This is a genomic window from Mycobacterium sp. SMC-16 (assembly GCF_046250085.1).
GTDB classification, from domain to species: domain Bacteria; phylum Actinomycetota; class Actinomycetes; order Mycobacteriales; family Mycobacteriaceae; genus Mycobacterium; species Mycobacterium phocaicum.
On sequence record NZ_CP176427.1, the window covers coordinates 2221381 to 2247434 of the forward strand.

The 26054-nt window shown below is 62.6% G+C and carries 19 protein-coding genes and 5 pseudogenes; 20 read left to right on the forward strand and 4 right to left on the reverse strand.

Annotated elements, in window-relative coordinates:
• The first annotated feature begins 2 nt into the window (after nt 1–2).
• Together ACJEIK_RS10720 and ACJEIK_RS10725 are read left to right on the forward strand one after the other, a co-directional pair.
• The gene (locus tag ACJEIK_RS10720; protein WP_081495204.1) at nt 3–959 is read left to right on the forward strand and encodes an alpha/beta hydrolase; all 957 of its coding nucleotides are present in this window, start codon (nt 3–5) and stop codon (nt 957–959) included.
• An 82-nt stretch (nt 960–1041) separates the two neighbouring features.
• Nucleotides 1042–1863, forward strand: a pseudogene (locus tag ACJEIK_RS10725) (flavin-containing monooxygenase); the annotation flags it as partial.
• Between the two features lie 91 nt (nt 1864–1954).
• Here the strand turns inward: ACJEIK_RS10725 and istB are convergent.
• Both istB and istA read right to left on the reverse strand, forming a co-directional pair.
• Complete coding sequence (gene istB, locus ACJEIK_RS10730; protein ID WP_074360265.1) at nt 1955–2710, reverse strand: IS21-like element helper ATPase IstB; 756 nt, start codon at nt 2708–2710, stop codon at nt 1955–1957.
• A gap of 54 nt (nt 2711–2764) precedes the next feature.
• Nucleotides 2765–4309: an IS21 family transposase gene (istA, locus tag ACJEIK_RS10735; RefSeq protein WP_109558051.1), complete on the reverse strand. Its 1545-nt coding sequence runs from the start codon at nt 4307–4309 to the stop codon at nt 2765–2767.
• Nucleotides 4310–4486: 177 nt separating this feature from the next.
• Between istA and ACJEIK_RS10740 the strand changes: the two are divergent.
• From ACJEIK_RS10740 to ACJEIK_RS10760, 5 genes and pseudogenes are all read left to right on the forward strand, one after another.
• Nucleotides 4487–5248, forward strand: a pseudogene (locus ACJEIK_RS10740) (4-hydroxyacetophenone monooxygenase); the annotation flags it as partial.
• A gap of 89 nt (nt 5249–5337) precedes the next feature.
• Entirely contained in the window at nt 5338–6795 is a 1458-nt protein-coding gene (locus ACJEIK_RS10745) for a cytochrome P450 (protein ID WP_014805691.1), read from the forward strand.
• Nucleotides 6792–7445, forward strand: coding sequence for a transglutaminase-like domain-containing protein (locus ACJEIK_RS10750; protein ID WP_014805690.1), 654 nt, complete (start codon nt 6792–6794; stop codon nt 7443–7445). The genes ACJEIK_RS10745 and ACJEIK_RS10750 overlap by 4 nt, the downstream gene beginning before the upstream one ends.
• Nucleotides 7446–7471: 26 nt before the next feature.
• Nucleotides 7472–9091 (forward strand): fatty acid--CoA ligase, encoded by a 1620-nt coding sequence (locus tag ACJEIK_RS10755; RefSeq protein ID WP_085980922.1) that lies wholly within the window; start codon nt 7472–7474, stop codon nt 9089–9091.
• A 38-nt stretch (nt 9092–9129) separates the two neighbouring features.
• A pseudogene (locus ACJEIK_RS10760) lies at nt 9130–9732 on the forward strand (acyl-CoA dehydrogenase family protein); the annotation flags it as partial.
• A gap of 22 nt (nt 9733–9754) precedes the next feature.
• On the opposite strand, the gene ACJEIK_RS10765 reads toward ACJEIK_RS10760, so the two are convergent.
• Nucleotides 9755–11068 (reverse strand): IS256 family transposase, encoded by a 1314-nt coding sequence (locus tag ACJEIK_RS10765; RefSeq protein ID WP_052536990.1) that lies wholly within the window; start codon nt 11066–11068, stop codon nt 9755–9757.
• 134 nt (nt 11069–11202) lie between these two features.
• On the opposite strand from ACJEIK_RS10765, the pseudogene ACJEIK_RS10770 reads away from it, so the two are divergent.
• From ACJEIK_RS10770 to ACJEIK_RS10790, 5 genes and pseudogenes are all read left to right on the forward strand, one after another.
• Nucleotides 11203–11766: pseudogene (locus ACJEIK_RS10770) on the forward strand (acyl-CoA dehydrogenase family protein); the annotation flags it as partial.
• A gap of 46 nt (nt 11767–11812) precedes the next feature.
• The gene (locus ACJEIK_RS10775) at nt 11813–12871 is read left to right on the forward strand and encodes a BtrH N-terminal domain-containing protein (protein ID WP_048469524.1); all 1059 of its coding nucleotides are present in this window, start codon (nt 11813–11815) and stop codon (nt 12869–12871) included.
• A 93-nt stretch (nt 12872–12964) separates the two neighbouring features.
• A complete protein-coding gene (locus ACJEIK_RS10780; protein ID WP_096288487.1) occupies nt 12965–13375 on the forward strand; it encodes an SCP2 sterol-binding domain-containing protein in 411 nt (136 codons plus the stop codon).
• A gap of 152 nt (nt 13376–13527) precedes the next feature.
• Nucleotides 13528–14634 carry an NDMA-dependent alcohol dehydrogenase gene (locus ACJEIK_RS10785; protein ID WP_068200036.1) on the forward strand — a complete coding sequence of 369 codons (1107 nt, stop codon included), beginning with the start codon at nt 13528–13530 and terminating at the stop codon, nt 14632–14634.
• 159 nt (nt 14635–14793) lie between these two features.
• Entirely contained in the window at nt 14794–15993 is a 1200-nt protein-coding gene (locus tag ACJEIK_RS10790; protein ID WP_064897365.1) for an acyl-CoA dehydrogenase family protein, read from the forward strand.
• A 40-nt stretch (nt 15994–16033) separates the two neighbouring features.
• Here ACJEIK_RS10790 and ACJEIK_RS10795 read toward each other — a convergent pair.
• A pseudogene (locus ACJEIK_RS10795) lies at nt 16034–16477 on the reverse strand (DDE-type integrase/transposase/recombinase); the annotation flags it as partial.
• 68 nt (nt 16478–16545) lie between these two features.
• On the opposite strand from ACJEIK_RS10795, the gene ACJEIK_RS10800 reads away from it, so the two are divergent.
• The 8 genes from ACJEIK_RS10800 (at nt 16546) to ACJEIK_RS10835 (ending at nt 25780) form a co-directional block, all read left to right on the forward strand.
• Nucleotides 16546–17708 (forward strand): IS3 family transposase gene (locus tag ACJEIK_RS10800; protein WP_409431460.1). Its coding sequence is split into 2 segments (ribosomal slippage): nt 16546–16830 and nt 16833–17708, totalling 1161 coding nucleotides; the frame shifts between segments, so codons are not numbered across the junction.
• Between the two features lie 89 nt (nt 17709–17797).
• Nucleotides 17798–19117: an IS256 family transposase gene (locus tag ACJEIK_RS10805; protein ID WP_016894482.1), complete on the forward strand. Its 1320-nt coding sequence runs from the start codon at nt 17798–17800 to the stop codon at nt 19115–19117.
• Nucleotides 19118–19824: 707 nt separating this feature from the next.
• Nucleotides 19825–20736: a hypothetical protein gene (locus ACJEIK_RS10810; RefSeq protein ID WP_174551595.1), complete on the forward strand. Its 912-nt coding sequence runs from the start codon at nt 19825–19827 to the stop codon at nt 20734–20736.
• The gene (locus tag ACJEIK_RS10815) at nt 20733–21476 is read left to right on the forward strand and encodes a nucleotidyl transferase AbiEii/AbiGii toxin family protein (RefSeq protein ID WP_005110607.1); all 744 of its coding nucleotides are present in this window, start codon (nt 20733–20735) and stop codon (nt 21474–21476) included. Before ACJEIK_RS10810 ends, ACJEIK_RS10815 begins: the two co-directional genes overlap by 4 nt.
• A gap of 177 nt (nt 21477–21653) precedes the next feature.
• Complete coding sequence (locus tag ACJEIK_RS10820; RefSeq protein WP_070949315.1) at nt 21654–22769, forward strand: CBASS cGAMP-activated phospholipase; 1116 nt, start codon at nt 21654–21656, stop codon at nt 22767–22769.
• Nucleotides 22756–23769: an SMODS domain-containing nucleotidyltransferase gene (locus ACJEIK_RS10825; RefSeq protein WP_005110610.1), complete on the forward strand. Its 1014-nt coding sequence runs from the start codon at nt 22756–22758 to the stop codon at nt 23767–23769. The genes ACJEIK_RS10820 and ACJEIK_RS10825 overlap by 14 nt, the downstream gene beginning before the upstream one ends.
• Nucleotides 23766–25541, forward strand: coding sequence for a ThiF family adenylyltransferase (locus tag ACJEIK_RS10830; RefSeq protein WP_005110612.1), 1776 nt, complete (start codon nt 23766–23768; stop codon nt 25539–25541). Before ACJEIK_RS10825 ends, ACJEIK_RS10830 begins: the two co-directional genes overlap by 4 nt.
• The gene (locus ACJEIK_RS10835) at nt 25538–25780 is read left to right on the forward strand and encodes a hypothetical protein (RefSeq protein ID WP_005110614.1); all 243 of its coding nucleotides are present in this window, start codon (nt 25538–25540) and stop codon (nt 25778–25780) included. The genes ACJEIK_RS10830 and ACJEIK_RS10835 overlap by 4 nt, the downstream gene beginning before the upstream one ends.
• Nucleotides 25781–26054 lie beyond the last annotated feature (274 nt).

Consider the following 26054-nt stretch of genomic DNA (forward strand, 5'->3'; position numbering starts at 1 on the left):
GAATGGATGCCCCCGACTGGCAGCCCAGCCTTGCCAGCCATCTCGTCGCGATGTCCTCGCGAACCACGCTGCGCCCACTGACACAGCTGATGCCATCAAACGCCTACGGACTTGCGGTGATGGATCGCGTGCTGCGAACAGCGCTCGTCGCCTCACGGCCTCGGCGCGGCGTCACAGTGCGCAAGGTTGACACTGTATTCGCCGGAGGCCCGGTTCGTGGGGACTGGATCACCACACCTGTGATACATCCGCATGCGAACCCATTGCTGTACATCCACGGCGGTGCCTATTCTATGTGCTCGCCGGAGACGCACCGCGGTCTTCTCGGCGAACTCGCCTCCGCAAGCGGACGCCCAATCTTCGCCGTCAAGTATCGACTTGCGCCACGATATCCCTATCCCGCAGCCGCGGACGATGCACTGAACGCGTATCGCTGGCTTACCAGCGGAGGGTCCCCAGGTTCTTGCCAGCGCACCGTCGCGGTTGCCGGAGATTCAGCGGGCGGTCAGCTCACGATGGCCACGGCCTTGGGCGCACGTGCAGCTGGATTGCCGCTCCCTGATGCGATGCTGCTGATGTCTCCCGTCCTGGATCTCAGGTGCGAACTCGCCAGAGCGCGTGAACTTCGCCGCCGGGATCCTTTTGCCTCCGCTCAATCAGCGGCGCGCGCTCTTGACCTCTACGTAGGTGGTGCAGATCGCGGAGATCCGCGCCTCAGCGTGCTTGACGCGGACCTCACCTCGATGCCGCCGATCCTCATTCAGGTGGGCGGGAGAGAAATGTTGATCGATGACTCGCGCCGTCTCGCCGAGCGACTTCAATCAGCTGGATCCCACGTCGAGATCCAGGTATACCGGGGACAGATCCATGTATTCCAGGCTATGTTCCGGATTCTTCCCGAAGCCCGAGACGCGATTCATCGAGCGGGACGCTTCCTTGAAGCCTCGGGAGTCAGGTGAAAGTGTCCGAACAGGCAATGCACCTACACCTACACTTACACCACCTCCACCGCCGCAGCGTGAAGTCAGTCGTCTCTGCCTCATGAGCAGCAACTTCGCGACGGCCTGTCGCGCATACGATCCGTCGATCGTGATCATCGGGGCCGGCTTCGCCGGGGTTGCGATGGCCCACCGGCTGAAGAAGGACGGGTTCACGAACTTCACGATCCTGGAAAAGGCTGCAGACATCGGGGGTGTTTGGCGTGACAACACCTATCCGGGAGCGGCCTGCGACGTGCCGTCAGCGTTGTACTCACTCTCGTACAAGCCCAATCCTCGTTGGTCACGGCGGTATGCCGAGCAACCCGAGATACTCGAGTACCTCCAACGACTCGTGGAGAGTGGCGGACTGGCCGCACATCTGCGCACACAGACCGAAGTTGTCGACCTGACCTTCGACGATCAGTCCGGGCGTTGGACCCTGGCCACGAGCTCGAACGAGACGATATGCTGTGATGTCGTCGTCTCGGCCGTGGGTCAGCTCTCCTTACCCCACATACCGGATATCGCCGACGCAGACACCTTTCAGGGGCCGCGCTTTCATTCGGCGCGTTGGGACCGATCGGTTTCGCTTCGCGGCAAGCAAGTAGCCGTCATCGGCACAGGGGCAAGTGCGGTCCAATTCGTGCCACACATCGCCCGCGAGGCAGAGCATGTCACGCTGTATCAGCGCACGGCTCCGTGGATCTTGCCGAAGTGGGACAGCAGGTATGGAGTCCTTCACCACAGGGTGAGCGAATTATTGCCGATGGCGCTGCGCCTCGAGCGTTTCGCGGTATGGCTACTTTTCGAGTTGCTCGCTGTGACGCTAGTCGACGCGAAGCCCCTCTCACGCGTTCTCGGTGCGATCGCGCGCCGCCACCTGTCGTCGGTCACGTAATTCCCCAGGGGTTGCTGTCACGTAATTCCCCAGGTGTGGGCCTCGTGTTGGTCTTACCGGTCGGGGCGGGCGTTGTCTAGGTGGTGGTGCGGCCGGGTCGTTTCCGGGGTCGGTAGCTGGGTCCGTCCATGAGGACTTGGTGGCTGGTGTTGATCAGTCGGTCGAGTAGGGATTCGGCCACGACGGGGTTGGGGAACAGCGGGTACCAGTCTTTGGGGGCGCGGTTGCTGGTCAGGATGAGGGGTTTGCCAGCGATGGCCCGGTCGGAGACCAGATCGTAGAGATCGTCGGATTGGGTGGTGGTGTGCTCACGCATCGCGAAGTCATCGACGATCAGTACCAGGGGCCGGGTGTACTCGCGCATGCGCTGGCCGATGGTGCGGTCGGCGTGTCCGCCGGCAAGGTCGGCGAGCATGCGGGCGCATTTGACGAAGCGGATGTCCCCGCCGCGGCGGGCTACGTGATGTCCGAGTGCTTGTGCCACATGGGTTTTGCCGACGCCGACGGGGCCGTAGAGGATGACTGATTCGCCGGCGTCGAGCCAGCGCAGGGCGGCCAGGTCGCGCAGCATCGCGGCGGGCAGTTTCGGGTTGGCGGTGAAGTCGAAGTCTTCGAAGGTGGCCTGTTCTTCGAACTTGGCGCGGCGCAATCGCCGTGTGAGAGCGGCGGATTCGCGGCGGGCGATCTCGTCTTGACAGAGGGCTTGCAGGAATTCGAGGTGGCCGAGGCCGCCGTCGCGGGTTTGGGCGAGCCGGGCATCGAGGGTGTCGAGCATGCCGGACAGTTTCAGGGTGCGCAGCGCGGTGCGTAGCGCCGGATCACAGATAGACATGGTGGGCTTCCTTTGAAGGTTGATTATGTTGCAGCAGTGTGGAATTGGTGACGATCAGGCGATGATGCCGGTATCGGTGCCGAACTGGTCGGGGCCACGCAGAAACGCCCCCGCCGCGCCGGTGCTGGCGGGCGGTTCGTCGCCGGCGTGTTCGGTGCCGGCGGCCAGGATGCCTTTGATGGTGCGGTAGGACGGGTCACCGACGGCGATGGCGCGGGCGCACGCGGCCTCCAACCGGTCGCAGCCGTGTTTGTCGCGCAGCCCGAGCACTCCTTGCGCGGCGCGCAGATGGTGGATGGCGTTGTCGGCCATGAACGCGGCGATCACCGCGACGCAGGCCGGGCCGACCAGTTCGGCGGTGCGCCGGCACCAGGTCGGGGTTTTCATCGCGAACGCGACCTTCTCCGGCGGGTAATGGGCGAAGTCGGTCGAGCGCCCCGATGGGCGGCGCACGTGGATGGCCACCACCGCATCGGCGTGAAAGACCTGTACCACGTCGCCGGCGGTGCGGGCATGCAGGCGTTGCCCGATCAGCCGCCACGGCACCGAGTACAACGCCTTGCCGACCTTGAGGTGCGCGTCGGTGCCGACGGTGCCGATCGACCAGGTGGACAGTTCAAATACTCTGGGCGGCAACCCGATCAACGCGCTGGCTTCGATCGCTTCAAACACCCGCAACGGCGGCGCGCCCTCCAGTGCCCGACACGACCTCGCCCCGGCCACCTCGATGCTCCAGCGCTGGGCGTCGGTTTGCATCGCGGGCAGCCCGTCGAACTGGCGGCCGCGCCAGAACGAATCCCGGATGTATTGCATGGGCCGTTCGACGCGGGGTTTGTCTTTGGGTTTGAACGCCCGCGCCGGGTCGATCAGGGTGCCGTAGTGGGTGGCCAGCTCGGCATAGGCGCGGTTGATCTTCGGGTCATACAGGTCGGGTTTGTCCACCCCGGTCTTGAGGTTGTCACACACCAACCGGGCCGGGACCCCGCCGAAGAACTCGAACGCCGCGACATGGCAAGCGCACCAGGTGGTTTGGTCCATCCGGATCACCGGGCGCACGAACAGGTGCCGCGAACACGCCAACACCATCACGAACGCCCACACCGCCACCCGGCGGCCCACCGCGGGATCGAACCACATGCCCAGGCGACCGTAGTCGATCTGCGCTTCACTGCCCGGCTCGACCGGCCCGCGCGGCACGGTCACCTTCGCTCGTGCCACCTCTTCCGCGAAATGTGTTGCGATCCAACGCCGAACCGAGGACTCCGACACCGCTACCGCATGCTCGTCCCGCAACCGCTGAGCGATCGTGGCGATCGTGACATCGGCATCGAGCCAGGTCTTGATCTGGTCCCGGTGCGGTTCGATCAGCGGCCAGGTCAGCGCCCGCGCCGCAGGATCGGACAGTTCCGGGAACCACCCGCCGATCAGCTCCGACCACTGTGGCGCGGTCAGCGGCTCCGTACCCGGGCCGATACCCGCCGCGACCGCCGGAGCCAAATATTTGCGGACGGTCTTGCGGTCAATGCCCAGCGACTCCGATAACTGGACCTGCGAACGGCCCGCGTGCCAGTGGGTGAACAACTCGACCAAATCGAGCATCACGATACTTCTCCTCGCCATCAGCGCCCTTCCATCCACCATCAGATGGATGCAGAGCGAACCGGTAAACGAGGCCCACACCAGGCAGACACACCGCCCAGGGTGGGGAATTACGTGACAGCCAGGGTGGGGAATTACGTGACGGACAACCCCTCAAACCTGGGGAAATACGTGACCGCTGACAGCCACCTACATCGGCAGGTTGCCAGCCCATCTCTGCGCGAGCAATTGATGCCTTCCGACGCGCCAGGGTGCAAGCGAGTGCTGTTCTCGAATGATTACTATCCAGCAATCGCGAGTGATCGCGTGTCGTTGGTGCCGAAGGCTATCGCAGAGCTCTGCGACAAGGGTGTGAAGACCGTGGATGGAGAGTTTCGTCCTGCAGATGTCGTGATCTACGGAACCGGGTTTCGCGCCACCGATTTTCTCGCCCCGATGTCCGTGCGCGGCTCTCGCGGAGTCTCCTTGGCCGAGGTGTGGAAGACCCAGGCATACGCATATCTGGGCATCACTGTCCCCATGTTCCCGAACTTGTTCCTGCTTTATGGTCCCAACACGAATGTGGGCTCGGGGTCGATCCTCTACATGATCGAGTCACAAGTCCGTCACATCGCAACGCTCATCAAGGTCGTGGCTGCTCATCCGGGTCATGCGGTCGAGGTCAAGTCAGAGATCGCGCAACGTTACAACACGCGCTTGAGAAGGCGACTACGGAGGTCGGTGTGGGCGCTGTGTGCGAGCTGGTATCGAACCTCGAGTGGGGAAATCCCGACGAACTGGCCGGGGCCTACCTTGGTTTATCGACTCCTCACGCGGAAGCTGCGCGGCGGCGATTACGTCTTGAGAAGGGTCGGGCGTCTAAAGGTCGGAGGCCCCGCTGCACCGAGTCTGCCGGGTCCTGGGCCGGCCATGGGTGCGAGACGCGCACTTAACTCCTAGCCCAATATTGTCCAGATATTGACATCTAGCGCGCTTATGTAAAGACTAGCGATGACACGGTCAGAGCGGCTCAGCGTCCAGGAGGAACCATGACGAATCACCGTCTCGCACCCGCCCACCACGTGAAGGAGCGGTTGTCCTCTGTGATCATGGTGCCTGCGCCTCACGCCGTCGACGACAGATGGCGTCGATGGAGCCGGGACTGGCCGGTTCGTGAACTGGCACCGGCACCCGCGGGCAGTGGATTGAAAGCCGTCCGGGGGGATGCCGGACTGCCCTTCGTGGGTCACACGCTCGACTACATCCGATTCGGCTCGGATTTCAGTCGAGAGCGCTACGACCGTCTGGGTTCGGTGTCGTGGATGGGCGCGTTCGGCACCAAGATGGTGGTCATCGCCGGCCCTGACGCCACTCGAGAGGCGTTCACGAGCGAAGCGAAGGCATTCTCTCAGGATGGCTGGTCTTTCCTGATCGACGCCTTCTTCCATCGCGGTTTGATGCTCATGAGCTTCGACGAGCACTTGATGCACCGGCGCATCATGCAGGAGGCGTTTACGCGTCCGCGCCTGACCGGATACGTCGAACAGGTAACCCCATGCGTTCGCTCGGCAGTGCCTGCGTGGCCGGTGGGCCCGTCGGTTCGTATCTACCCACTGTTGAAGGAACTCACCCTCGACATAGCTACCGACGTCTTCATGGGCGGCCGTGGCAAGGACGAGAGCGATGCCGTCAACAAGGCGTTCGTCGCTACCGTCCGGGCGGCGAGTTCCCTTGTGCGTGTTCCGCTTCCGGGAACCAGATTCCGCGCTGGTGTGCAAGGGCGGCGCGTCTTGGAGGACTACTTCTTCCGGCATCTGCCGGCCGCGCGAGCCGGTGAAACGGAGGATCTGTTCGCTGCTCTCTGTCAAGCCACCACCGAAGACGGGGAGCGGTTTTCCGACGAGGATGTGGTGAATCACATGATCTTCTTGATGATGGCGGCCCACGACACATCGACGATCACCACCACAGCGGTCACCTATTTCCTTGCCAAGTATCCGCAGTGGCAGGAGGCAGCGGCTGCGGAAGCCGATGCCGTCGGTGACGGGTTGCCGGACATCGATGCCCTGGAGAAGATGACGGTCATCGACCTCGTGATCAAGGAAGCGCTCAGACTGCTTGCACCTGTTCCGCTGGTGATGCGCAAGACGGTTCGAGATGTCGCCATCGACGGATATCACATCCCCGCGAACATTTTGTGCGCCATAACGCCTGCCGTGAATCACTTCGATCGAACGATCTGGAGTGATCCGGAGCGGTTCGATCCCTCACGTTTCGACGAGCCTCGGCGCGAAGATCAACACCACCGATTCGCCTGGGTTCCGTTCGGAGGTGGAGCGCACAAGTGCATCGGCATGCAATTCGGGACGCTCGAGGTCAAGGCGATCCTGCACAGGATGCTGCGTTCGTTCACCTGGACGGTTCCGGAGAACTATCACGTCCGATGGGACAACACTTCGCTGCCCATTCCGGTGGACGGACTTCCGTTGGAAATGAAGCGCCGATGACCATTGACCACAGGCCCTACCTCGAACCCACGGAGTTCCTTGACTGGCAACAAGATTCGGTACGTGACTTCGTGTCATCGGCGATCCGTGGTGCCTGCGGCGACACCGAGAAGGCCATCGGCATCTTCACCGCGGTCCGCGACTCCATTTGGTACGACCCCTACACGGTGACCGATAACCCGCACGCCTATCGCGCCAGCACCGTCGCAACCGCAGAACGCGCCTACTGCGTTCCGAAGGCCGTGCTCTTGACTGCAGCGTGCCGAGCGGCGGGCATCCCGGCCCGGCTGGGGTTCGCCGACGTCCGAAACCACCTCCAGACCAAGACATTGCGCGAGCGGATGGGTGGTACCGACGTTTTCGTCTACCACGGTTACAGTCTCATGTTTCTCAACGGTGCGTGGGTAAAGGCGACCCCGGCGTTCAATCGCGAGCTGTGCGCACGTTTCGGTGTCTCGCCGATCGAATTCGACGGCCGTAGCGACGCGCTGCTCCATGGTTTCACCGGTGACGGCACCCAGCACATGGAGTATCTGCGCGACCGGGGAGCCTACGACGATCTACCCCTGGCAGACATCCTGCAAGCACTGAGAACGTATTACGGCACATTCATCGACCAGCCGAACTGTCGTCCCGACCTCTTCGCCTGAAAGGGCACTACGCGATGCAAAGCACGATGCAAGATGTTCCGCTCACGGTTTCGGCGATCGTTCAGCATGCGGCAGCCATACACGGTGACAGCGAGGTTGTCACTCCGACCGGAAATGGATATCGGAGAACGCTTTACCGCATTGTGCTGGCGCGAGTGGCTCGCCTTGCCAATGCGCTGCGCAGCCTTGGCATCACTGCAGAACAACGCGTGGCCACCTTCCAGTGGAGCAACCAGGAACATTTGGAGGCCTACTGTGCGGTTCCCTCCATGGGTGCGGTGCTGCACACTCTGAACATTCGTTTGGCTCCGGAGCAACTCGCGTACATCGCCAACCATGCGAGCGATCAGATTGTGCTAGTAGATGCTTCGGTTGCGCCGTTGTTGGCTTGCGCGCTCCCGGCGATGGCGTCGGTGCACACCGTCATCGCGACCGGGGAGGGCGACCTTGCCCCGCTACAGGGATGCGGGAAGACCGTTCTGCGTTACGAGGAAGTGCTTGCCGGCCAGGAAGAGTCATTTGACTGGCCTCGGCTCGACGAGCTGTCCGCCGCGGCCATGTGTTATACGAGCGGCACCACCGGGGATCCCAAAGGGGTCGTCTACAGTCACCGTTCGACGTACCTTCACTCCCTGACCGCCTGCACGGCTAACGCGTTGTCAGTTAGCGAGGCCGACCGTGTGCTGGCCATCGTCCCGATGTTTCACGCCAATGCGTGGGGGCTTATCTACGCAGCGTTGATGTCCGGTGCGGATCTGGTGCTGCCTGACCGGTATCTCCAAGCCGAACCGTTGGTGTCGATCATCGAAGACACCAGGCCGACCGTGGCCGGTGCAGTGCCGACGATCTGGAATGACGTCGACCGATATTTGGATTCGCACCCTGACCGAGACATTTCTTCACTGCGGCTGGTCGCATGCGGGGGATCTGCTGTTCCGCTTTCCCTGATGCGGGCGTTCGAAGAGAAGTACAACGTGCCCATCGTGCAGGCATGGGGTATGACCGAAACCTCTCCACTGGCTACCGTTGCACGCCCGGCTCGCGGAGCCGACGAGACGCGACGATGGGAGATGCGCGCAAGCCAGGGTCGACCGATCTGCGGTGTCGAAATCCGGTTGCGGGACGACGACGGGAAAGACGTGCCGTGGGACGGTCGGTCAGTTGGGGAAATTCAGGCGCGCGGCCCTTGGATCACCGGTTCCTATTTCGGAGACAACGATACGGAGAAGTTCGATGAAGGATGGCTGCGTACCGGTGATGTGGGCAGGATCGACCCCCAGGGCTATCTGACACTGACCGACCGCTCGAAAGACGTCATCAAGTCAGGTGGCGAGTGGATCTCCTCGGTAGAGCTGGAAAACACGCTGATCGGGCACCCTGCCGTGTACGAAGCGGCGGTAGTCGGCGTCGCGGACGATAAATGGCAGGAAAGGCCGTTGGCGCTTGTCGTCGTCCACCCCGGAACCGACGTTGACATTGACCAACTCCGATCGTTCCTTTCGGGCAAAGTCGCCAAATGGTGGATTCCCGAGCGATGGAGCTTCGTGTCCGATATTCCGAGGACGAGCGTCGGAAAGTACGACAAAAAGGCCATCCGTGCGCGCCACTCTGCCGGCGAATACCTCATCGAAATCGAAACGTCATAACGTCGAATCCCTGGAATTCCAACAGTCGGAAGGTAATCATGTCCTCACCAATCTCTCCCTGGATGAATGCCGAATTACTCGAGCTTCGTGACCTCGCTGCGAAGTTCTTCTCGGCCGAATTGGCGCCGCATGCGAACCGCTTTGCAGACCAGCACCATGTCGACCGAGAACTGTGGAACCGAGCGGGCGAGCTGGGCCTGCTCTGCATGTCTATACCTGAGGAATACGGCGGAGGCGGTGGCACTTTCGCGCACGAAGCGGTCGTGCTTGAAGAGCAGGCCCGCATCGGTGACAGCTCATGGGGCGCGGGACTGCACAGCGGAATCGTGGCCCACTACATCCTGCAGTACGCGACTGAAGAGCTGCGCGCGCAGTGGCTTCCCAAGATGGCGTCCGGTGAAATGATCGGGGCGATCGCCATGACAGAACCGGGGACCGGGTCCGATCTGCAGAGCGTCAAGACAAAGGCCCTCCTTGACGGTGACGAGTACGTGATCACCGGCTCCAAGACTTTCATCACCAACGGCCAACAGGCCGACCTCATCATCGTTGTTGCCAAGACAGATCCGAGCCAGGGCGCTGCGGGCATCTCTTTGATCGTTGTTGAGGCTGACCGGGCGGGATTCCGGAGAGGAATTGTCAATACCTGTGGATCGGCTTGTTTCAGGCGACCTCCGTTCCAGTTGATTCGGTCGGTGCCGAGTCCGCCGACGGGGTGATGTCGGTGGGTCGCTCGAGCAGTTTGCCTTTGTGGAAGATCGCGCCGGCCCGGACCAGAGCGACCAGGTGCGGTGCGTTGACGGCTCGCCAGCGGGCTTGCGCGGCGTCGATCAGCTTGTAAGCCATGGCCATTCCGGCGACGCGTGAACCCGGCCCCTTGGTCACCTTGGTCCTCAAACGTACCGTGGCAAACGTTGATTCGATCGGGTTGGTAGTGCGCAGATGGACCCAGTGCTCGGCCGGGTACTTATAGAACTCCAGCAGCACATCGGCGTCATCGACGATCTTGGCGACCGCCTTGGGGTACTTGGCGCCGTAGTCCACCTCGAACGCCTTGATCGCCACCTGCGCGTGGTCGATATCCTCGGCGTTGTAGATCTCCCGCATCGCCGCGATCGCCCCCGGATGAGCCGACTTTGGCAGGCAGGCAAGAACATTGGCCTGCTTGTGAAACCAGCACCGCTGCTCGCCGGTGGCCGGGAACACCTCACGCACGGCCTTCCAGAACCCCAGGGCCCCATCGCCGACGGCCAGCACCGGTGCGGTCATCCCGCGACGTCGGCACGACCGCAACAGATCAGCCCACGACTCGGCCGACTCCCGGTACCCGTCGGTGAGCGCGACCAGCTCCTTGCGGCCGTCAGCGCGCACACCGATCATCACCAGCAAACAGAGCTTCTCCTGCTCCAGGCGCACCTTGAGATGGATGCCGTCGACCCACAGGTAGACGTAGTCGGTGCCCGACAGATCACGGGCCTCGAAGGCCTTGGCCTCGTCCTGCCACTGCGTGGTGAGTCGGGTGATCGTCGTGGCCGACAAGCCGGCACCCGAGCCCAGGAACTGCTCCAACGCCGGACCGAAATCACTGGTCGACAAGCCATGCAGATACAGCAACGGCAACACCTCGGTCATCTGCGGCGACTTGCGCACCCACGCCGGCAGGATCGCCGAGGAAAACCGTTGCCGCTCACCAGTGTCCGGGTCAACACGTTTGTCATTGACCCGCGGCGCGGTCACACTCACCGCGCCCGCCGCGGTGAGCACCTCGCGCTCGCGGTGATAGCCATTGCGCACCACCAGCCGGTGCCCGTTCTCATCAAGCTCACCGGCATGAGCCTCGATGTAGGCGGCGACCTCAGCCCGCAACGCTGCGGCCAGCATCTGGCGGGCACCGTCGCGGACAATCTCATCGAGCAACGACCGCGACGAGCCAGCATCCTCGTTGGATGAATCCGCATCGTGAACTACCGTGAGCATGGGCGTACCTTCCCGAACCAGCGCGCCAACGCCGGCTCTTGATCAGACCTTCGACATTCAGATCATCCTCGGGAAGGTGCGCCCTTTCCTACGCCGCCTCGCCGAGGCTCATCCACAGGTTCTGATCATTGCTCGGATTCCGGCGGGGCAAGGTTCTCGACAAAATCGGCCAGCGCGGCCAGGACACCTCCGAGTTGTTCTTCGATGAAGTGAGAGTTCCGCGCTCGCATCTACTGGGCCAGGCTGAGGGACAGGGCTTCATTCAGCTGATGACGCAGCTGCCACAAGAGCGACTCATCGTCGCGGTGGGGGCTGTCGCAGCGATGGAACTTGCCCTGGAGCAGACGCTCAAGTACACGCGTGAGCGGGAGGCGTTCGGTCGGCCTGTCTTTGGCTTTCAGAACACCAAGTTCACGCTGGCTGAAGCCGCGACCGAAACGCGCATCGCACGAGTGTTCCTCGACTACTGCATCGACCTGCACCTTGCGGGTCAACTGGACGTGCAGACCGTCGCCATGGCGAAGTGGTGGACCACTGAGCGAGCGATGAAGGTACTCGATGACTGTATGCAGCTTCACGGCGGATATGGCTACATGACCGAGTACCCCATCTCGAGGTTGTGGGTGGATCAGCGCGTGCAAAAAATCTATGCCGGCACGAACGAGGTGATGAAGGAAATCATCTCGCGTTCCCTATGACGCAGATGAGTTGCCGCCTGCACGTTAGTCACCTGGAGGAGGATTGATGGCATCGATGGTGGTGCCGTATCGCCACGACATGGGCGGCCACTGCGGATCGGGGGCTCTTCGGGATTTGACCGAATGGGCCGGGATCCGTTGGAGTGATGACACCCCGGACGAAGGCATCGTGTTTGCTCTCGGCGGGGCCCTCGACTTCTCGTATGTTCGCTCGGCGCACCTACGTCCACCGATCTACCTCGTTGGACGCAGCGCGGACCTCGAAGACGAATACTTGACCCGGTTGGGCGCGCGCTTCGAGTGTCGTTCGACAGACGACCCCGATCTCGGTTGGAAATGGGTGACCGAACATATCGATGCCGGTACGCCGGTCATGGTGTGGACTGACATCGCCGAATTACCCTATCTGAGAACGCGTCTGAGTATGAGCCGACACGATGTCGTGATCGTAGGGTACGACGACGACGAGGAACTCGCCTTCGTGGTCGATAACGATCGCGATACACCTCAAGCCGTGCCTTACGAGAATCTACGGAAGGCGCGGGCATCGACGGGATTTCCCGTCCCCACGCGGCACACCACCTACGTGGTCGAGTGGCCCGGCGCCGCACCAGATCTCGGCAATGCTGCCCGGTCGGCCTTCCGTAGGTCCGCGGACGCGATGCAGGGTTCGTGTGTGAGCGCGCCGATCACCGAGGGCTCCGATTGTGAGATTCAGGTGCGTGGATTATCAGGGGTATCGACCTTTGTGGAGGACCTCAAGCGGTGGCCGGAGATCTTTGACGACGACACCCTCGACGGTGCCTTGTTTGCGCTGAGCGCCTTCATCGAAAAAGCCGGAACCGGAGGCGGTCTGTTCCGAGATCTGCAGGCACGTGGATGTCGACGCATCGCTGAAGAGTTGAGTTTCGAACCTGCGTTCCGAGCAGCGGAGGCTGCGAAGACCGCATCTGAGTTGTGGACCGCTGTTGCGCACACCGCATACAAACGCGGTGCAGATCCGCGCCGGCGAGCGAGTGGCGCCGCGTCCCTCGCTGCGCAGTTGCCGCGAGCCGAACGTCGACTTGCGGAGGCGCTGAGGGAGGCAGGGAATTTACTCCTATGAGTCCTGATTGCCTGTGGAGGAAATCAACCTGGGTGCGACCCAACGGATTTCTTTGTGAGTGCTTGGATTGCGTCAATAGAATGGAGATTCACGATGGCTGTCTTCGCTGATGCGGAAGAGGTTTACCGCTACCTCGCCGGCATCTTTCGACGAGGTTTGGAGAACGAAGACCTTGCGAACAGACTTGCCGGGTCCGGGGTGGTGTTACGGATCCACTACACCGATCCGGACGCGGTAGTAACCGTGGATATGCCGAAGAAGGTGATAGAGACCGGCGCGGACAGTGGCGTTACACCGAATGTCGAATTGTTCATGTCCGCGGATACCGGTAACAAGTTCTGGTTGGGAAAGGTGAACTTGACCATGGCGATGGCCAAAGGAACTGTACGAGCGAAAGGTCCTGTCACCAAACTGATCAAGCTCATACCGCAGGCAAAGAACCTCTTTCCGGAGTACCGGGCAATCCTCGAAGCCGACAAGCGTCACGACCTGCTCAATGTGTGATGTCGGTGCGGTACCGCGCCCGGGCCCGGGTGAGCGGCCGGCGCGGGCCTCTGGGCGATGTGCCCGGAGATCATCCAGGACAGTTCGCGCGACCACCGTGCGCGGTCGGGATAACTACTCGAGAAGCGTAATTCGATAGAAGGGACTTCAACATGAAGACACGTGCGGCTGTTTTGTGGGGCTTGGAGCAGAAGTGGGAGGTCGAAGAAGTCGAGTTGGATCCGCCAGGTCCCGGGGAGGTCCTCGTGCGGCTGGCGGCCACCGGCTTGTGCCATTCCGACGAACATCTGGTGACCGGCGACCTCCCGATCCCATTGCCGGTAGTGGGGGGTCATGAGGGTGCTGGCACAGTCGTGGAGTGCGGCGAAGGGGTTGAGGAACTGTCCGACGGTGATTCTGTCATCTTGACCTTCCTTCCCTCGTGTGGGCGCTGCTCGTACTGCGCGCGCGGCATGGGCAATCTCTGTGAGTTGGGAGCGGCGCTCATGATGGGACCGCAGATCGACGGCACCTATCGCTTTCACGCACGAGGCGAGGACGTCGGGCAGATGTGTTTGCTCGGGACGTTTTCCGAGTACACAGTGGTGCCGCAGGCGTCCGTGGTCAAGATTGACGGCGGAATCCCCCTGGATCGGGCAGCCTTGATCGGTTGCGGCGTCACGACCGGTTACGGATCTGCGGTGCGGACTGGGGAGGTGCGCGCCGGGGACACCGTCGTGGTAGTGGGAGCGGGCGGAATCGGAATGAATGCGATTCAGGGCGCGCGAATCGCGGGAGCGCTAGCGATTGTGGCGGTGGATCCGGTGAAGTTCAAGCGAGAGCAAGCGAGCGGGTTCGGTGCGACGCACACCGCGGCCTCGATGGATGAAGCTTGGTCGCTGGTCAGCGATATGACGCTGGGCAAGCTGGCTGATGTCTGCATCCTCACCACCGATGTGGCTGAGGCCTCCTACACCGCGGAAGCGCTGGCCTTGGTCGGAAAGCGCGGGCGCGTCGTGGTCACGGCCATCGGGCACCCCGACGACTCATCGATCTCAGGATCACTGCTTGAAATGACGCTTTACGAGAAGCAGATTCGTGGCGCTTTGTATGGCTCATCCAATGCGCCGCACGATATTCCGCGACTGGTCGAGCTGTACTCCGCTGGGTTGTTGAAGCTCGATGAGTTGGTCACCCGCGAATACTCCCTCGACCAAATCAATGAGGGCTACCAGGATATGCGTTCAGGAAAAAATATCCGAGGGCTGGTCCGGTTCTGAAGAGCATCATGCCCACTGCTGTCTTCATGTCCTTGCGTTGCTGCAGATCATGCGGCCGGGCCGCTTGGGTGGTTGGCGTCGGGCCCTTCTTTCCCGTCGTGAGGACGGCAAGCATCAGACCCCTCATCGATCATCTATCACATTCTCTGGGAGGCTGAGATGACGGACGCTGGCACGACCACGGCAAGCAGGGATGGGGCTGCTCGTTTCGCTATCGCCCCGGAGGTGTGGACCACGCCGGAGCGACGAGCGCTGAGCCAAATGGCGCGGTCTTTCGTCGAACGTGAAATCGCGCCGAAGCTAGCGGAATGGGAGCACGTGGGTGAGATTCCGCGCGACCTGCATCTCAATGCTGCCGAGGTGGGGCTTCTCGGAATCGGGTTCCCGGAAGAAGTCGGCGGCAGCGGCGGCAATGCGATTGACTCTGCACTGGTCACTGAGGCCATCCTGGCCGCAGGCGGGTCCACTGGCGTCTGCGCCGCCTTGTTCACCCATGGCATTGCCCTTCCCCACATTGCCGCCAATGGCTCCGACGCCCTGATTCAACGATATGTCCGTCCTACGCTCGCAGGAAAGATGATCGGCTCGCTGGGCGTTACCGAGCCTGGGGCAGGCTCAGATGTCGCGAATTTGCGCACACGCGCGGTGCGCGAAGGGGACACCTACGTGGTCAACGGAGCAAAGACGTTCATCACCAGCGGAGTTCGAGCGGACTTCGTTACTACGGCGGTACGCACCGGCGGACCGGGTTACGGTGGAGTTTCATTGCTTGTGATCGACAAGAATTCGCCTGGATTCGAAGTGTCCCGCCGGTTAGACAAGATGGGGTGGCGATGTAGCGACACCGCCGAGTTGTCTTTCGTCGACGTTCGCGTACCGGCTGACAACCTGGTGGGGGCAGAGAACAGTGGGTTTTTGCAGATCATGCAGCAATTTCAGGCTGAACGGCTCGGCATCGCCGTCCAGGCGTACGCGACGGCGGGTCGGGCTCTCGACCTTGCCAAGAGTTGGGCGCGGGAACGTGAAACGTTCGGTAGACCCTTGACGGGGCGCCAGATCATTCGCCATAAGCTTGCGGAGATGGCTCGACAGGTCGACGTGGCGTGCACCTACACCCGTGCGGTCATGCAGAGGTGGCTAGCGGGGGAGGATGTCGTTGCCGAGGTGTCGATGGCCAAGAACACCGCTGTGTATGCGTGCGACTACGTGGTCAATGAGGCGGTTCAGATCTTCGGTGGGATGGGCTACATGCGTGAGTCTGAGATCGAGAGACACTATCGAGATTGCCGAATTCTCGGAATAGGCGGCGGCACCAACGAAATCATGAACGAGGTCATCGCCAAACGTATCGGACTCTAGCTACTTGATTGAGTCGCCCTGACTTTCCCGGAGGCTCGGGTTATTGGATTCCGGCCAGGGGTTGGTCGGTCCCATGTGCATCGTAGAACGCGGCTTCGAACTCGGTGGGTGGGATGTCATTAAGGTAGCTGTGTAAGCGGCTGGTGTTGTGCCAGTACACCCAGCTCAGGGTCGCGAGTTCGACGTCCTCGACGGTCTTCCACGGCCTGGTGCGGACTGGCCCGTAGATCAGCTCCGCCTTGTAGTAGCCGTTCACCGTCTCCAGGGCATTATCGTAGCTGTCTCCGATCGTGCCGATCGAGGGGACCGCTCCGATCTCGGCGAGCCGTTCGCCATAGCGGATAGAGGTGAATTGCGATCCGGCATCGGAGTGACATGTCAAGCCCGGCAACGTGTTTCCGCGTCACCAACGAGCCATCTCCAACGCATCCAGCACCATGGTGGTACGCATGTGCGACGCTACCCGCCAGCCCACGATCATCGGGTCTGCTGCACCAATAGGTGACATCTGAGTTGGCTTGCCCAAAGCGGGCGGGCTGGAAGGATGTCAGTGTGCCTAGGCCCTACCCCCGTGAATTTCGCGACGACGTCGTCCGCGTTGCCCGTAACCGCGACGACGGGGTGACGATCGAGCAGATCGCCACCGATTTCGGCGTGCACCCGATGACGTTGACCAAGTGGATGCGCCAAGCCGACGTCGACGAGGGCGCCAAGCCGGGTGAGAGCACCAATGACTCCGCTGAACTGCGCGAGCTACGACGCCGAAATCGGTTGTTGGAACAAGAGAATGAAGTCTTACGGCGGGCAGCGGCGTACTTGTCGCAGGCCAATCTGCCGGGAAAAGGGTCTACCCGCTCGTAAGTGAGCTCGCCGCCGACGGGATTCCCGTCGCGGTGACGCGCCGGGTACTCAAGCTCGCCCGCCAGCCCTACTACCGCTGGCGGGCAAATCCCATCACCGATGCCGAACTCGTCGAGGCATACCGCGCCAACGCCCTGTTCGACGCGCACGGCGAGGACCCCGAGTTCGGCTACCGCTACCTCGTCGAGGAGGCCCGTGAGGCCGGCGAGCCGATGGCCGAGCGCACCGCCTGGCGCATCTGCTCACAGCAGCAGTTGTGGAGCGTGTTCGGCAAGAAGCGCGACAAGAACGGCAAACCAGGACCGCCGGTGCACGACGATCTGGTCCAGCGCGACTTCACCGCTGAAACGCCAAACATGTTGTGGCTCAGCGACATAACTGAGCATTACACCGGCGAGGGCAAGCTCTACCTCTGCGCGATCAAGGATGCATTCTCCAACCGCATCGTGGGTTATTCGATCGACTCCCGAATGAAGTCACGCCTGGCGACCGCCGCGCTGCGCAACGCGGTCGGCCGCCGTGGGGTGGTCGCCGGCTGCGTGGTTCACACGGACAGAGGGTCGCAGTTTCGAAGTCGAAAGTTCGTCCAGGCCCTGCACCATCACGGCATGGTCGGCCCAATGGGACGTGTCGGCGCGGCCGGCGACAACGCGGCGATGGAGAGCTTCTTCAGCCTGCTGCAGAAGAACGTCCTCGACCGCCGCCGCTGGGCCACCCGAGAGGAGCTGCGGATCGCCATCGTCACTTGGATCGAACGCACCTACCACCGACGTCGCCGCCAAGGCGCCCTCGGCCGGTTGACCAACCGGAGCAATGATCAGAACCTGTGGATGAGCCTTGGTAGGGCGGCGTGAATGTGGGCGCGCCTTCCCGGGGATGATCACAAGTCCAGTTCGTTTCTGATCAAGACCGGCGTTGGCGCGCTGGTTGGGAAGGCACGCCCGTGCTCACCGTAGTTCACGATGTCGCGCAGGCCAACGACACCCGCAGCGGTGCCGGTCGGTCGTTGTTGGATGAGATTGTCCGCGACGGTGCCCGGCAGATGCTGGCCGCCGCTTTGCAGGCCGAGGTCGCCGCCTATGTCGACCAGTTCGTCGATCAGGTCGACGAGAATGGGCACCGGCTGGTGGTCCGCAACGGCCACCACAACGTCCGGGAGGTGCTCACCGGCGCTGGGGCGATCGAGGTGAAGGCGCCGCGGGTCAACGACAAACGGGTCGATCCGGAAACCGGTGAGCGGCAACGATTCTCGTCGAAGATACTGCCGGCGTGGGCGCGTAAGTCCCCGCAGATGGCCGAGGTGCTGCCGTTGCTGTACCTGCATGGCCTGTCCAGCAGCGACTTCGGTCCGGCGTTGGAGCAGTTCCTCGGCTCGGGGGCGGGGCTCTCGGCTCCGGCGATCACCCGACTGACCGCGCAGTGGCAGGACGAGGCCGCCGCGTTCGGCCGCCGGGACCTGTCGGGCACCGATTATGTGTACCTGTGGGTGGACGGCATCCATCTCAAGGTCCGCCTGGAGCAGGACAAACTGTGCCTGCTGGTGATGCTGGGGGTGCGCGCCGACGGCCGCAAGGAACTGGTCGCGCTGACCGACGGGTACCGCGAATCAGCGGACTCGTGGGCGGATCTGCTGCGGGACTGCCGGCGCCGTGGCATGCGCGCCCCGGTGCTCGCGGTCGGGGACGGTGCTCTGGGGTTCTGGAAAGCGGTCCGTGAGGTGTTCCCCGATACCCGTGAGCAGCGGTGCTGGTTTCACAAGCAGGCCAATGTCCTTGCCGCACTACCGAAGTCGGCGCATCCGGGGGCGATCGCGGCGATGCGGGAAATCGCGGGCGCCGAGGACATCGACCACGCGCAGGTCGCGGTCAAAGCCTTCGAACTGGACTACGGCGCCAAGTTCCCCAAGGCCGTGGCCAAGATCGTTGACGACCTCGATGTGCTGCTGGAGTTCTACCACTATCCCGCCGAGCACTGGGTACATCTGCGCACCACCAATCCGATCGAGTCGACCTTCGCCACGGTCCGGTTGCGCACCAAGGTCACCAAGGGGCCGGGTTCCCGCGCGGCGGGTATCGCCATGGCCTACAAGCTCATTGACGCCGCACAAGCCCGCTGGCGGGCGGTGAACGCCCCGCACCTGGTCGCCCTGGTCCGGGCCGGAGCGGTGTTCCACAAAGGCAAACTGCTCGAACGACCCGTCGACATCACCCCACCCGAACCGGCCGACAACCCGGCCACCCCGACCGGAACGGAGGTCGCCTGAAAAACACCAATCCACAGGTATTGACAATTACTCCGGTTGACCCCCGTCGAATACGAAGCCATCATGACCACGACGGCCAGTCAGGCCGCGTGACCGAAATTGTCACCTGATCGTGCAGCAGACCCACTTCCTGATAGAGCTTGGCACAGGCCTCTTTGGTAGGTGCACCGTCCTCGCGTGAGTCAGATGCATCGGGGTCGGGAGGCATATTAGACACGGCACGACCTTAGGACGGCGGTCTCACATGTCACGCCGACGCGCCGTTTGCTGTGGTGGGTCTGCTCCCGCAGCGCGGGGACAATATGGAGACCTTTCGGTCACATCGGTCACATCTGTCACAGGCAGCAAACACTCCGAAACGACAACAACCCTGCCTGAGCAGTGCGTTTGCATGGTGCGCCGTCAGGGTTTCGAACCCCAGACCCGCTGATTAAGAGTCAGCGGCTGTCAGCGATGCCTGGGCTACCGGCGTCGCCGCGAAAACGTCAGAGTAGCCCTATCTGCTCAGGTTCCTCGACGCTAGACCCGTTAAACTCCACCAGCGTATGACGGATCAATGGACGGTTTTTACGCCACTGGTTGGTCGAAGTCAAACAACCAGAACGCTATTTATCGACAATAGGTTGTTTGACAAGTAGTCACTGAGTAGAGTAGTAGACGTGCTCTCTGCTTCGATTCCTGCCCGCTTGGTCGACGCAGGCGTGCGGATGGTGACTGGTGATGCACACAGCATCACATACCGAATCGATGGCCGCGCCGTAGTAGCGGACCTGGTTCTGGCAGAACGTGTGCCATCTCCGGCCGCAGTCCTTAGTCGTGTGCGCCGCCATCCAGGCCGCCGCGTATTCGTGGTGTGCGAGACCATCTCAGATGAGGCACGTTCAGCGCTCCTGGCTCAGGCTGACGTGGATCTCAGCGTCGGCAGCACCGGCGAACTGGTGCTCTCCGGGCGAACCTACCGAACGCCAACACCAGGACGGCCGCCCCGCGCCGCCAGCGAGCGCAGCTGGCGGCGGCGGGCGGCTGAACGGGTCTGTGTGCTTACGCGCGGTCACCTCCGCCAACGCGACATTGCCGCGGCCATCGGAGTTAGCCAGCAGGCGGTGTCCAAAATGACCGAGAAGGATCCGCTGCCGGACACGCCGATGACCGAGGCTGCGCGCCGGGAGCTCCTGGTGAAACTGGCATTGGTACCTGCGGACAGCGGACTTGTCGAAACGTACTGGTATGGAATGGATCCGGTAGTGGAGCAGGTGCGCAGTGCGACCCGACTCGGCGCCGAGCTCACCGTGCCGATCCTTGCTGGCGGCGAGGTCGCCGCCGACGTCCTGCGACCGTGGCGGGTACCAACCAGAGGTCTGGTCTATGCCAAAGAACTGGTCGACCTCTCCGAGTTCGGTTTGGTGGAGGCCACCGCCGAGGAAGCGACCTTGACTGTGCGGGTTCCCGCCGACCCGACCGTCTGGACGACCGCGGCCTGGTGGCGGCGGATTCGTGATACGCAGCGTTCCGACATCATCACTGTGGATCCAGTGATTGCGCTTCAGGACCTCAGCGGCGGTGCCGATCTTGGCGACGGTGCACCGCAGCATCTCAGCGACTGGATCGTGCACCGGTGACCGGAACAGCATCGGTGCAAATCGCCTGCACTGCGGTGGCCGACGACAACGGAATGCGTGCACTGCGCGACGTGGCCGCAGTCACTGCCGACATCGAGTACCGCGTCATCGGCGGTCACATGGTGCGACTGCTGCGGCACGTCTACAACGTGTCGGGCATACCGCGACTGACCTCCGACGCAGACACCGGGATCGACGTCAACGTGGCGTCCACCGGGAACCTCCACGATCGACTCACCGCACTGGGGTACACCGCTGAGTGCGGCAACCGCTACGAGCGGGGTGAGCAAGCGGTCGACCTCTTAGTTCCCACCGCAGCCAAACCAGGCAAGCGGATCATCGGCGAACGAGCCTTCGACGGAGCGCCAGGGCTGCGGTTGGCGCTCGCCCTACCGCCGATCGAAGTCGCCGTCACAGCCCGACTCACCGACGGCGACACGGTTGAGTTCGAAGTTCCGGTTCCCGACGTCGAGGCAGCATTCGTGTTGAAGATGCTGGCACGTACCGTTCGCGACTCCGAACGTGACCTCCAGGATATCGAGACACTACTGGAGATCGTCGCGTCACAACCCGATTACCACGCTTCGCCGTGGCGCCTGGGCGACCCCAAGATCACAAAGGCCGGCGAGCGCGGCGACGCTGCGCGTGTGGCAGCGCAGATGATCTCCAGTCCGCCGACGAGGGTGCCGGCCAGAGTGCGGGCGCTGCTCCGGCGCCATGTCGCCATCGTGTCGCGATGACGCACCAGCAGACAGTCGTTCGTTTCCGTGCGGCTACGCCGAGCGAAACGGTTTCGGTCTCGACGGAGCCGGCAAATGCTGAGCCGGAGCATTGACATGGCTGCTGGCTGCGCGGGTCCCCACGCCGGTGGCAATAACGGCTAGGTCGTTGTCGGCGGAGCGGCGTAGTCTAGTTACATGGATGTAGTTCCCGCGACGCCTGCCAACCTTGGTAATGGTACGTCCTCGCCGGGACCTGGCGAATTCGCCGCGCAGGTCTATCCAGCAGCCGAGCGCGAGGCGGCTGGCCCGCGCCCCGAGCGCTTCCAGGTCCTCGCTCTCGATGGAGGGGGCGCCAAGGCGTTGTTCACTGCGCATGTGCTTGCACGTCTGGAGCAGGATCTGGGCGTTAGGATCACCGATTCCTTCGACCTCATTGCTGGCACGTCGGCGGGCGGCATCGTCGCACTGGGTCTCGGTGCGGGCCTCACGCCGAAGGAGATTGTCTCCCACTACGAAGAACTGGTCGAGAAAGTCTTTCCGGCGTCGAGGCGGCGAGGATGGCGCCGACCACGGCAGCTGAGATCGCCCATCTATGACGCAGAGGCGCTGCGGCAAGCGTTGACCGGCGTCCTCGGAGCCCGACTCCTTGGCGACAGCACGAAGCGACTCGTCATTCCCGCGTGGGATGTACAACGCGGGGCCGTGCACATCTTCAAGACTCCGCACCACACACGGCTGACCCGCGACTGGCGCATACCGATGGTGGACGTTGCACTGGCGACCTCGGCGGCGCCGCTGTACTTCCCCGCGGCGTACGTCGACGGACACAGGCTCATTGACGGCGGAGTATGGGCCAACAACCCGGCTGTCGTCGCGATCGCCGAGGCCGTCAGCATGCTCGGTGTTCCTCTCGACGCGATTACCGTCCTCAACGTCGGCACCATTGATCAGCTGACCGATCACCCCAAGCGCTTGGACCGCGGCGGACTCTTACACTGGGCAAGACCGATTGCCCCGCTGATCCTTAACGCCAGCAGCCGTGGCGGACAGGGCCTCGCCGAACACTTGATCGGCAAATCCAACTACACGCGCTTCGACGCTCTAGTGCCCGGCGGCCTCTACGCACTGGACTCGGCGGACCCAAAGGACGTGGCCGGCCTCGCTGCCTCAGTCAGCCGAGAACTCAGCCCTAGCTACACCGCGAAATTCGCTGACCACCAGGCGCCCGCATACACACCGGTGAACGGACGCCGACACCGCGACGATCCGGGCAGCATTTCACACACGGAGGCCCCCAATGCAACTCGCTGACCACTTCAACGTCTTGCTGAAAGACACGGTCAATCTCAGCCAGTTCAAACTGGACCTACTCAACCAGCGCGTCGAAGCCATCTATAAGGCACTCAAAGCCGACGTCGAAATCGGTGCGCTGATCACCGGCAAGACGCCGCAAGGCTCCTGGGCACACCGCACGATCATCAACCCCGTCGGTGACAACGAGTTCGACGCCGACTTCATGCTCGACATGAGCCAGAACCCGGACTGGGCCGACAACCCCAAGACCTACATCGATGAGGTCTACGCAGCCCTGCATCGGCACAGCACCTACGGCACCATGCCGCACTCACGTAAGTGCCGCTGCGCGCGGCTCGTCTACGCCAACTCCATGCACGTCGACATCGTCCCTCACCTCAACCTGGCCGACGGTCGAGAGGTCATCGTCAACCGCGACGACAACGAGTGGGAGCTGACCAACCCGCAGGGTTTCACCGATTGGATGAAGAAACAGGACTCTATCGCCAGCGGGAACTTACGCAAAGTGATCAGACTCATGAAATACCTTCGTGATCACAAGAATTCGTTCACCGGCACACGTTCAGTCCTGCTGACCACCATGCTGGGGGAGCAGGTAACAGACTTGCGCAAGCTCCTGGACCCGAGTTACTACAGCAACGTCCCCACAACTCTTCTTCATGTCGTGCAAGACCTCGACACCTGGTTGCAAGCGAACCCGATCAAGCCCTCCATCGCCGACCCGTCCGGTTCCGGCGTGACGTTCGACCACCGGTGGGGACCAGACCCCGAGAGCGCTCAGGCGACCTACAGCTACTTCCGTGACCGAATCCACGTGCATGCCGCCGACATCGAAGCGGCCTACGAGGAGAAAGACAAAGACCGCAGTGTCCAGCTGTGGCAGAACATCTTCGGCGACGGATTCAAGGCGCCGGCCACAACAACCGCTAGCGCGAAGTTTCCAGCAGCCACCTCTGCCGCGGACTCAACAGTGGGGCGCTCTGGTCGGGCAGGGTGACCAGACGCCACCAGCCCACGCTGACGGGCTGGCAGAAGCATCTCCTCGCCGAACTCAAAGCGCTAGCGCAACAACGTCCCAACGAAATCCAGGTCCGAGGAAGACCCACGCTCGACGCTAGCGGCGAGGCGTCGCTCCGCATCTCGCTACGCACGGCCGCCATCCCGCATCATCCGGGTGGCCTGCAACTTCAAGAGACCGAGGAGTTCATCCTTCAGCTTCGCCCCTCTTCGTACTCGCTACCGGCTATCGACGTTGATCACACTCGGTTTCTCGGCTACCCCCATGTGCTCGCGGGTCAACGACTATGCATCTATTTGGATCCTTCACGGGAATGGCAGCCGACGCTTGGTGTGGCCGGCCTACTCACCCGCCTTTGGGACTGGCTCGTCGACGCGGCCGCCGGAAACTTCCACGCCGCCACCGCCATGTACCACGCTGTTGGCGGAGTGCCGCATCAGGCACATGACACACCGACGATCGTTACCCGAGAACCCGGACCGGCGAAGCGCCACCAAACGGCTCACCTGATCGCCCGGTCAACGCACCGATACGACCTGACGTACTCGCCTGGAGCTGCCGGGCATCGCGTACCGGTAATTACCCTGGCCACCGCGCTGCCGTTCGGTGCCGCATCCACATTCGCGCTACTGCTTGCTCTCCTGGACGACCCCTACCTTGACCGCCTCGAAGGACGGGCTCCCCGGATCGCACCGCAATCGCCGGCGTTCCTCACCGCCCTCCTGGCGAGTGCGTTACGAAATCACCACGACGCCGAGCAATACTTCGTCCTCGCCGTGCCGCACCCCGCTGGAGGCCCACCCCACCTCTTGGGCGGACGGCTCCCCACCCCAACGGCGAATGCGCTCCGCGAGGTCGCGCAGCAACGGGGTGTGGGGATTGTTCTCGACCCCGCGAAGATCAACACTGAAATCCCGATTGAGTGGTGCAGGATGTCCGACGAACGACCCGAAGTGACAACCCGTCGCGACGACGGCCGCCCCGTGAACGGATTTCAAGGAAAGACTGTCCACATCTGGGGCTGCGGCGGGCTCGGATCATGGATCGCCGAATTCATCGCTCGCGCAGGAGCATCGGAGATCACCGTGTGCGACCCTGGCATCGTCACCGGCGGCTTGCTCGTCCGACAAAACTACGTCGAAGACGACATTGGCCGTTCCAAAGCCGAGGCACTCGCTGGACGGCTCCGCGCGATCCGTGATGACCTGACGGTCACCGTCGCAGAAGGGCACCTCCCAGAAGACCACACGTCGTGCCTGGCAGCGGATCTCATCATCGACGCCACAGTGAACAACGGCATCACGAGCTGTCTCGATGCGTTGGCAACTGCGCCGACGCGAAAGGCATTGATCGCTCAGGTCGCCACAGACGCTCGCTCTGGCACGCTCGGCCTAGCCGTGCTGTGCGCCGCAAGCGCAACAGCGACAGTTTCCAGCATCGATCAAGACGCTGGCCGAACAATCCAGGGCGACAGCGGACTTGAGCTCTACCACACGCTGTGGCAAGAACCCAGCGATGACGAACTTATACCAACCAGGGGCTGCTCGGTCCCCACATTCCACGGCTCGGCAGCCGACCTCGTAGCGGTCGCAGCCACACTCGTCAACCTGATCGGAAGCCACCTCCAACAACCGGACTCCGCGGTTTCGGGCACACACCTCATCGCTCTGCCGCACGCGGCCAGCGGCCCCCGACACCACTTCCTCCCCGGTGTAACGCACCCCATGGATCACACAGCAGGGACAGAATGAGGGCAACGGAACGTCAACGCAATGCCCCATCAGAGGGCGTCATTGTCGAGCGTCTTCGCACCGAGGCAACCAACTGGATCAACGCCGTGGCGCTCCAATCAGGACGCATCGACCGACGCTTCAACAAGCGGCACGCCGACCACGTGGAACTCCAAACTCTTGAACGTGACCTGCACTTCTTCCTGTTAGCGGCGGTACGCCTTCGCCGCTGTATCGAGCAGGTGTCTCGATACCAGTAAAGAAAGTTCTCACATCGCAGGTCAGCGACGGTCAGGCTATTGGTCCGGCCTGCCGCTCGCGGCGTCTCGATGCGGCGAGCAGCGAGGGCAGCTGCGCCTCGTCGTGATGCCAGCCCTGTGGCCTGCGACTTAGTTCCGGCGCCGGTCGTGGGTGCATGTATGCGTGGCGGCGGACGGAGGGCGGAGCGCAGGGAGCGGCGCGGACGGGAGCGCCAGCGGACGGGAGCAGAGCGAGCGTAGCGAAGCCTGCTGGTGGCCGCCGGTTCCTGCGGGT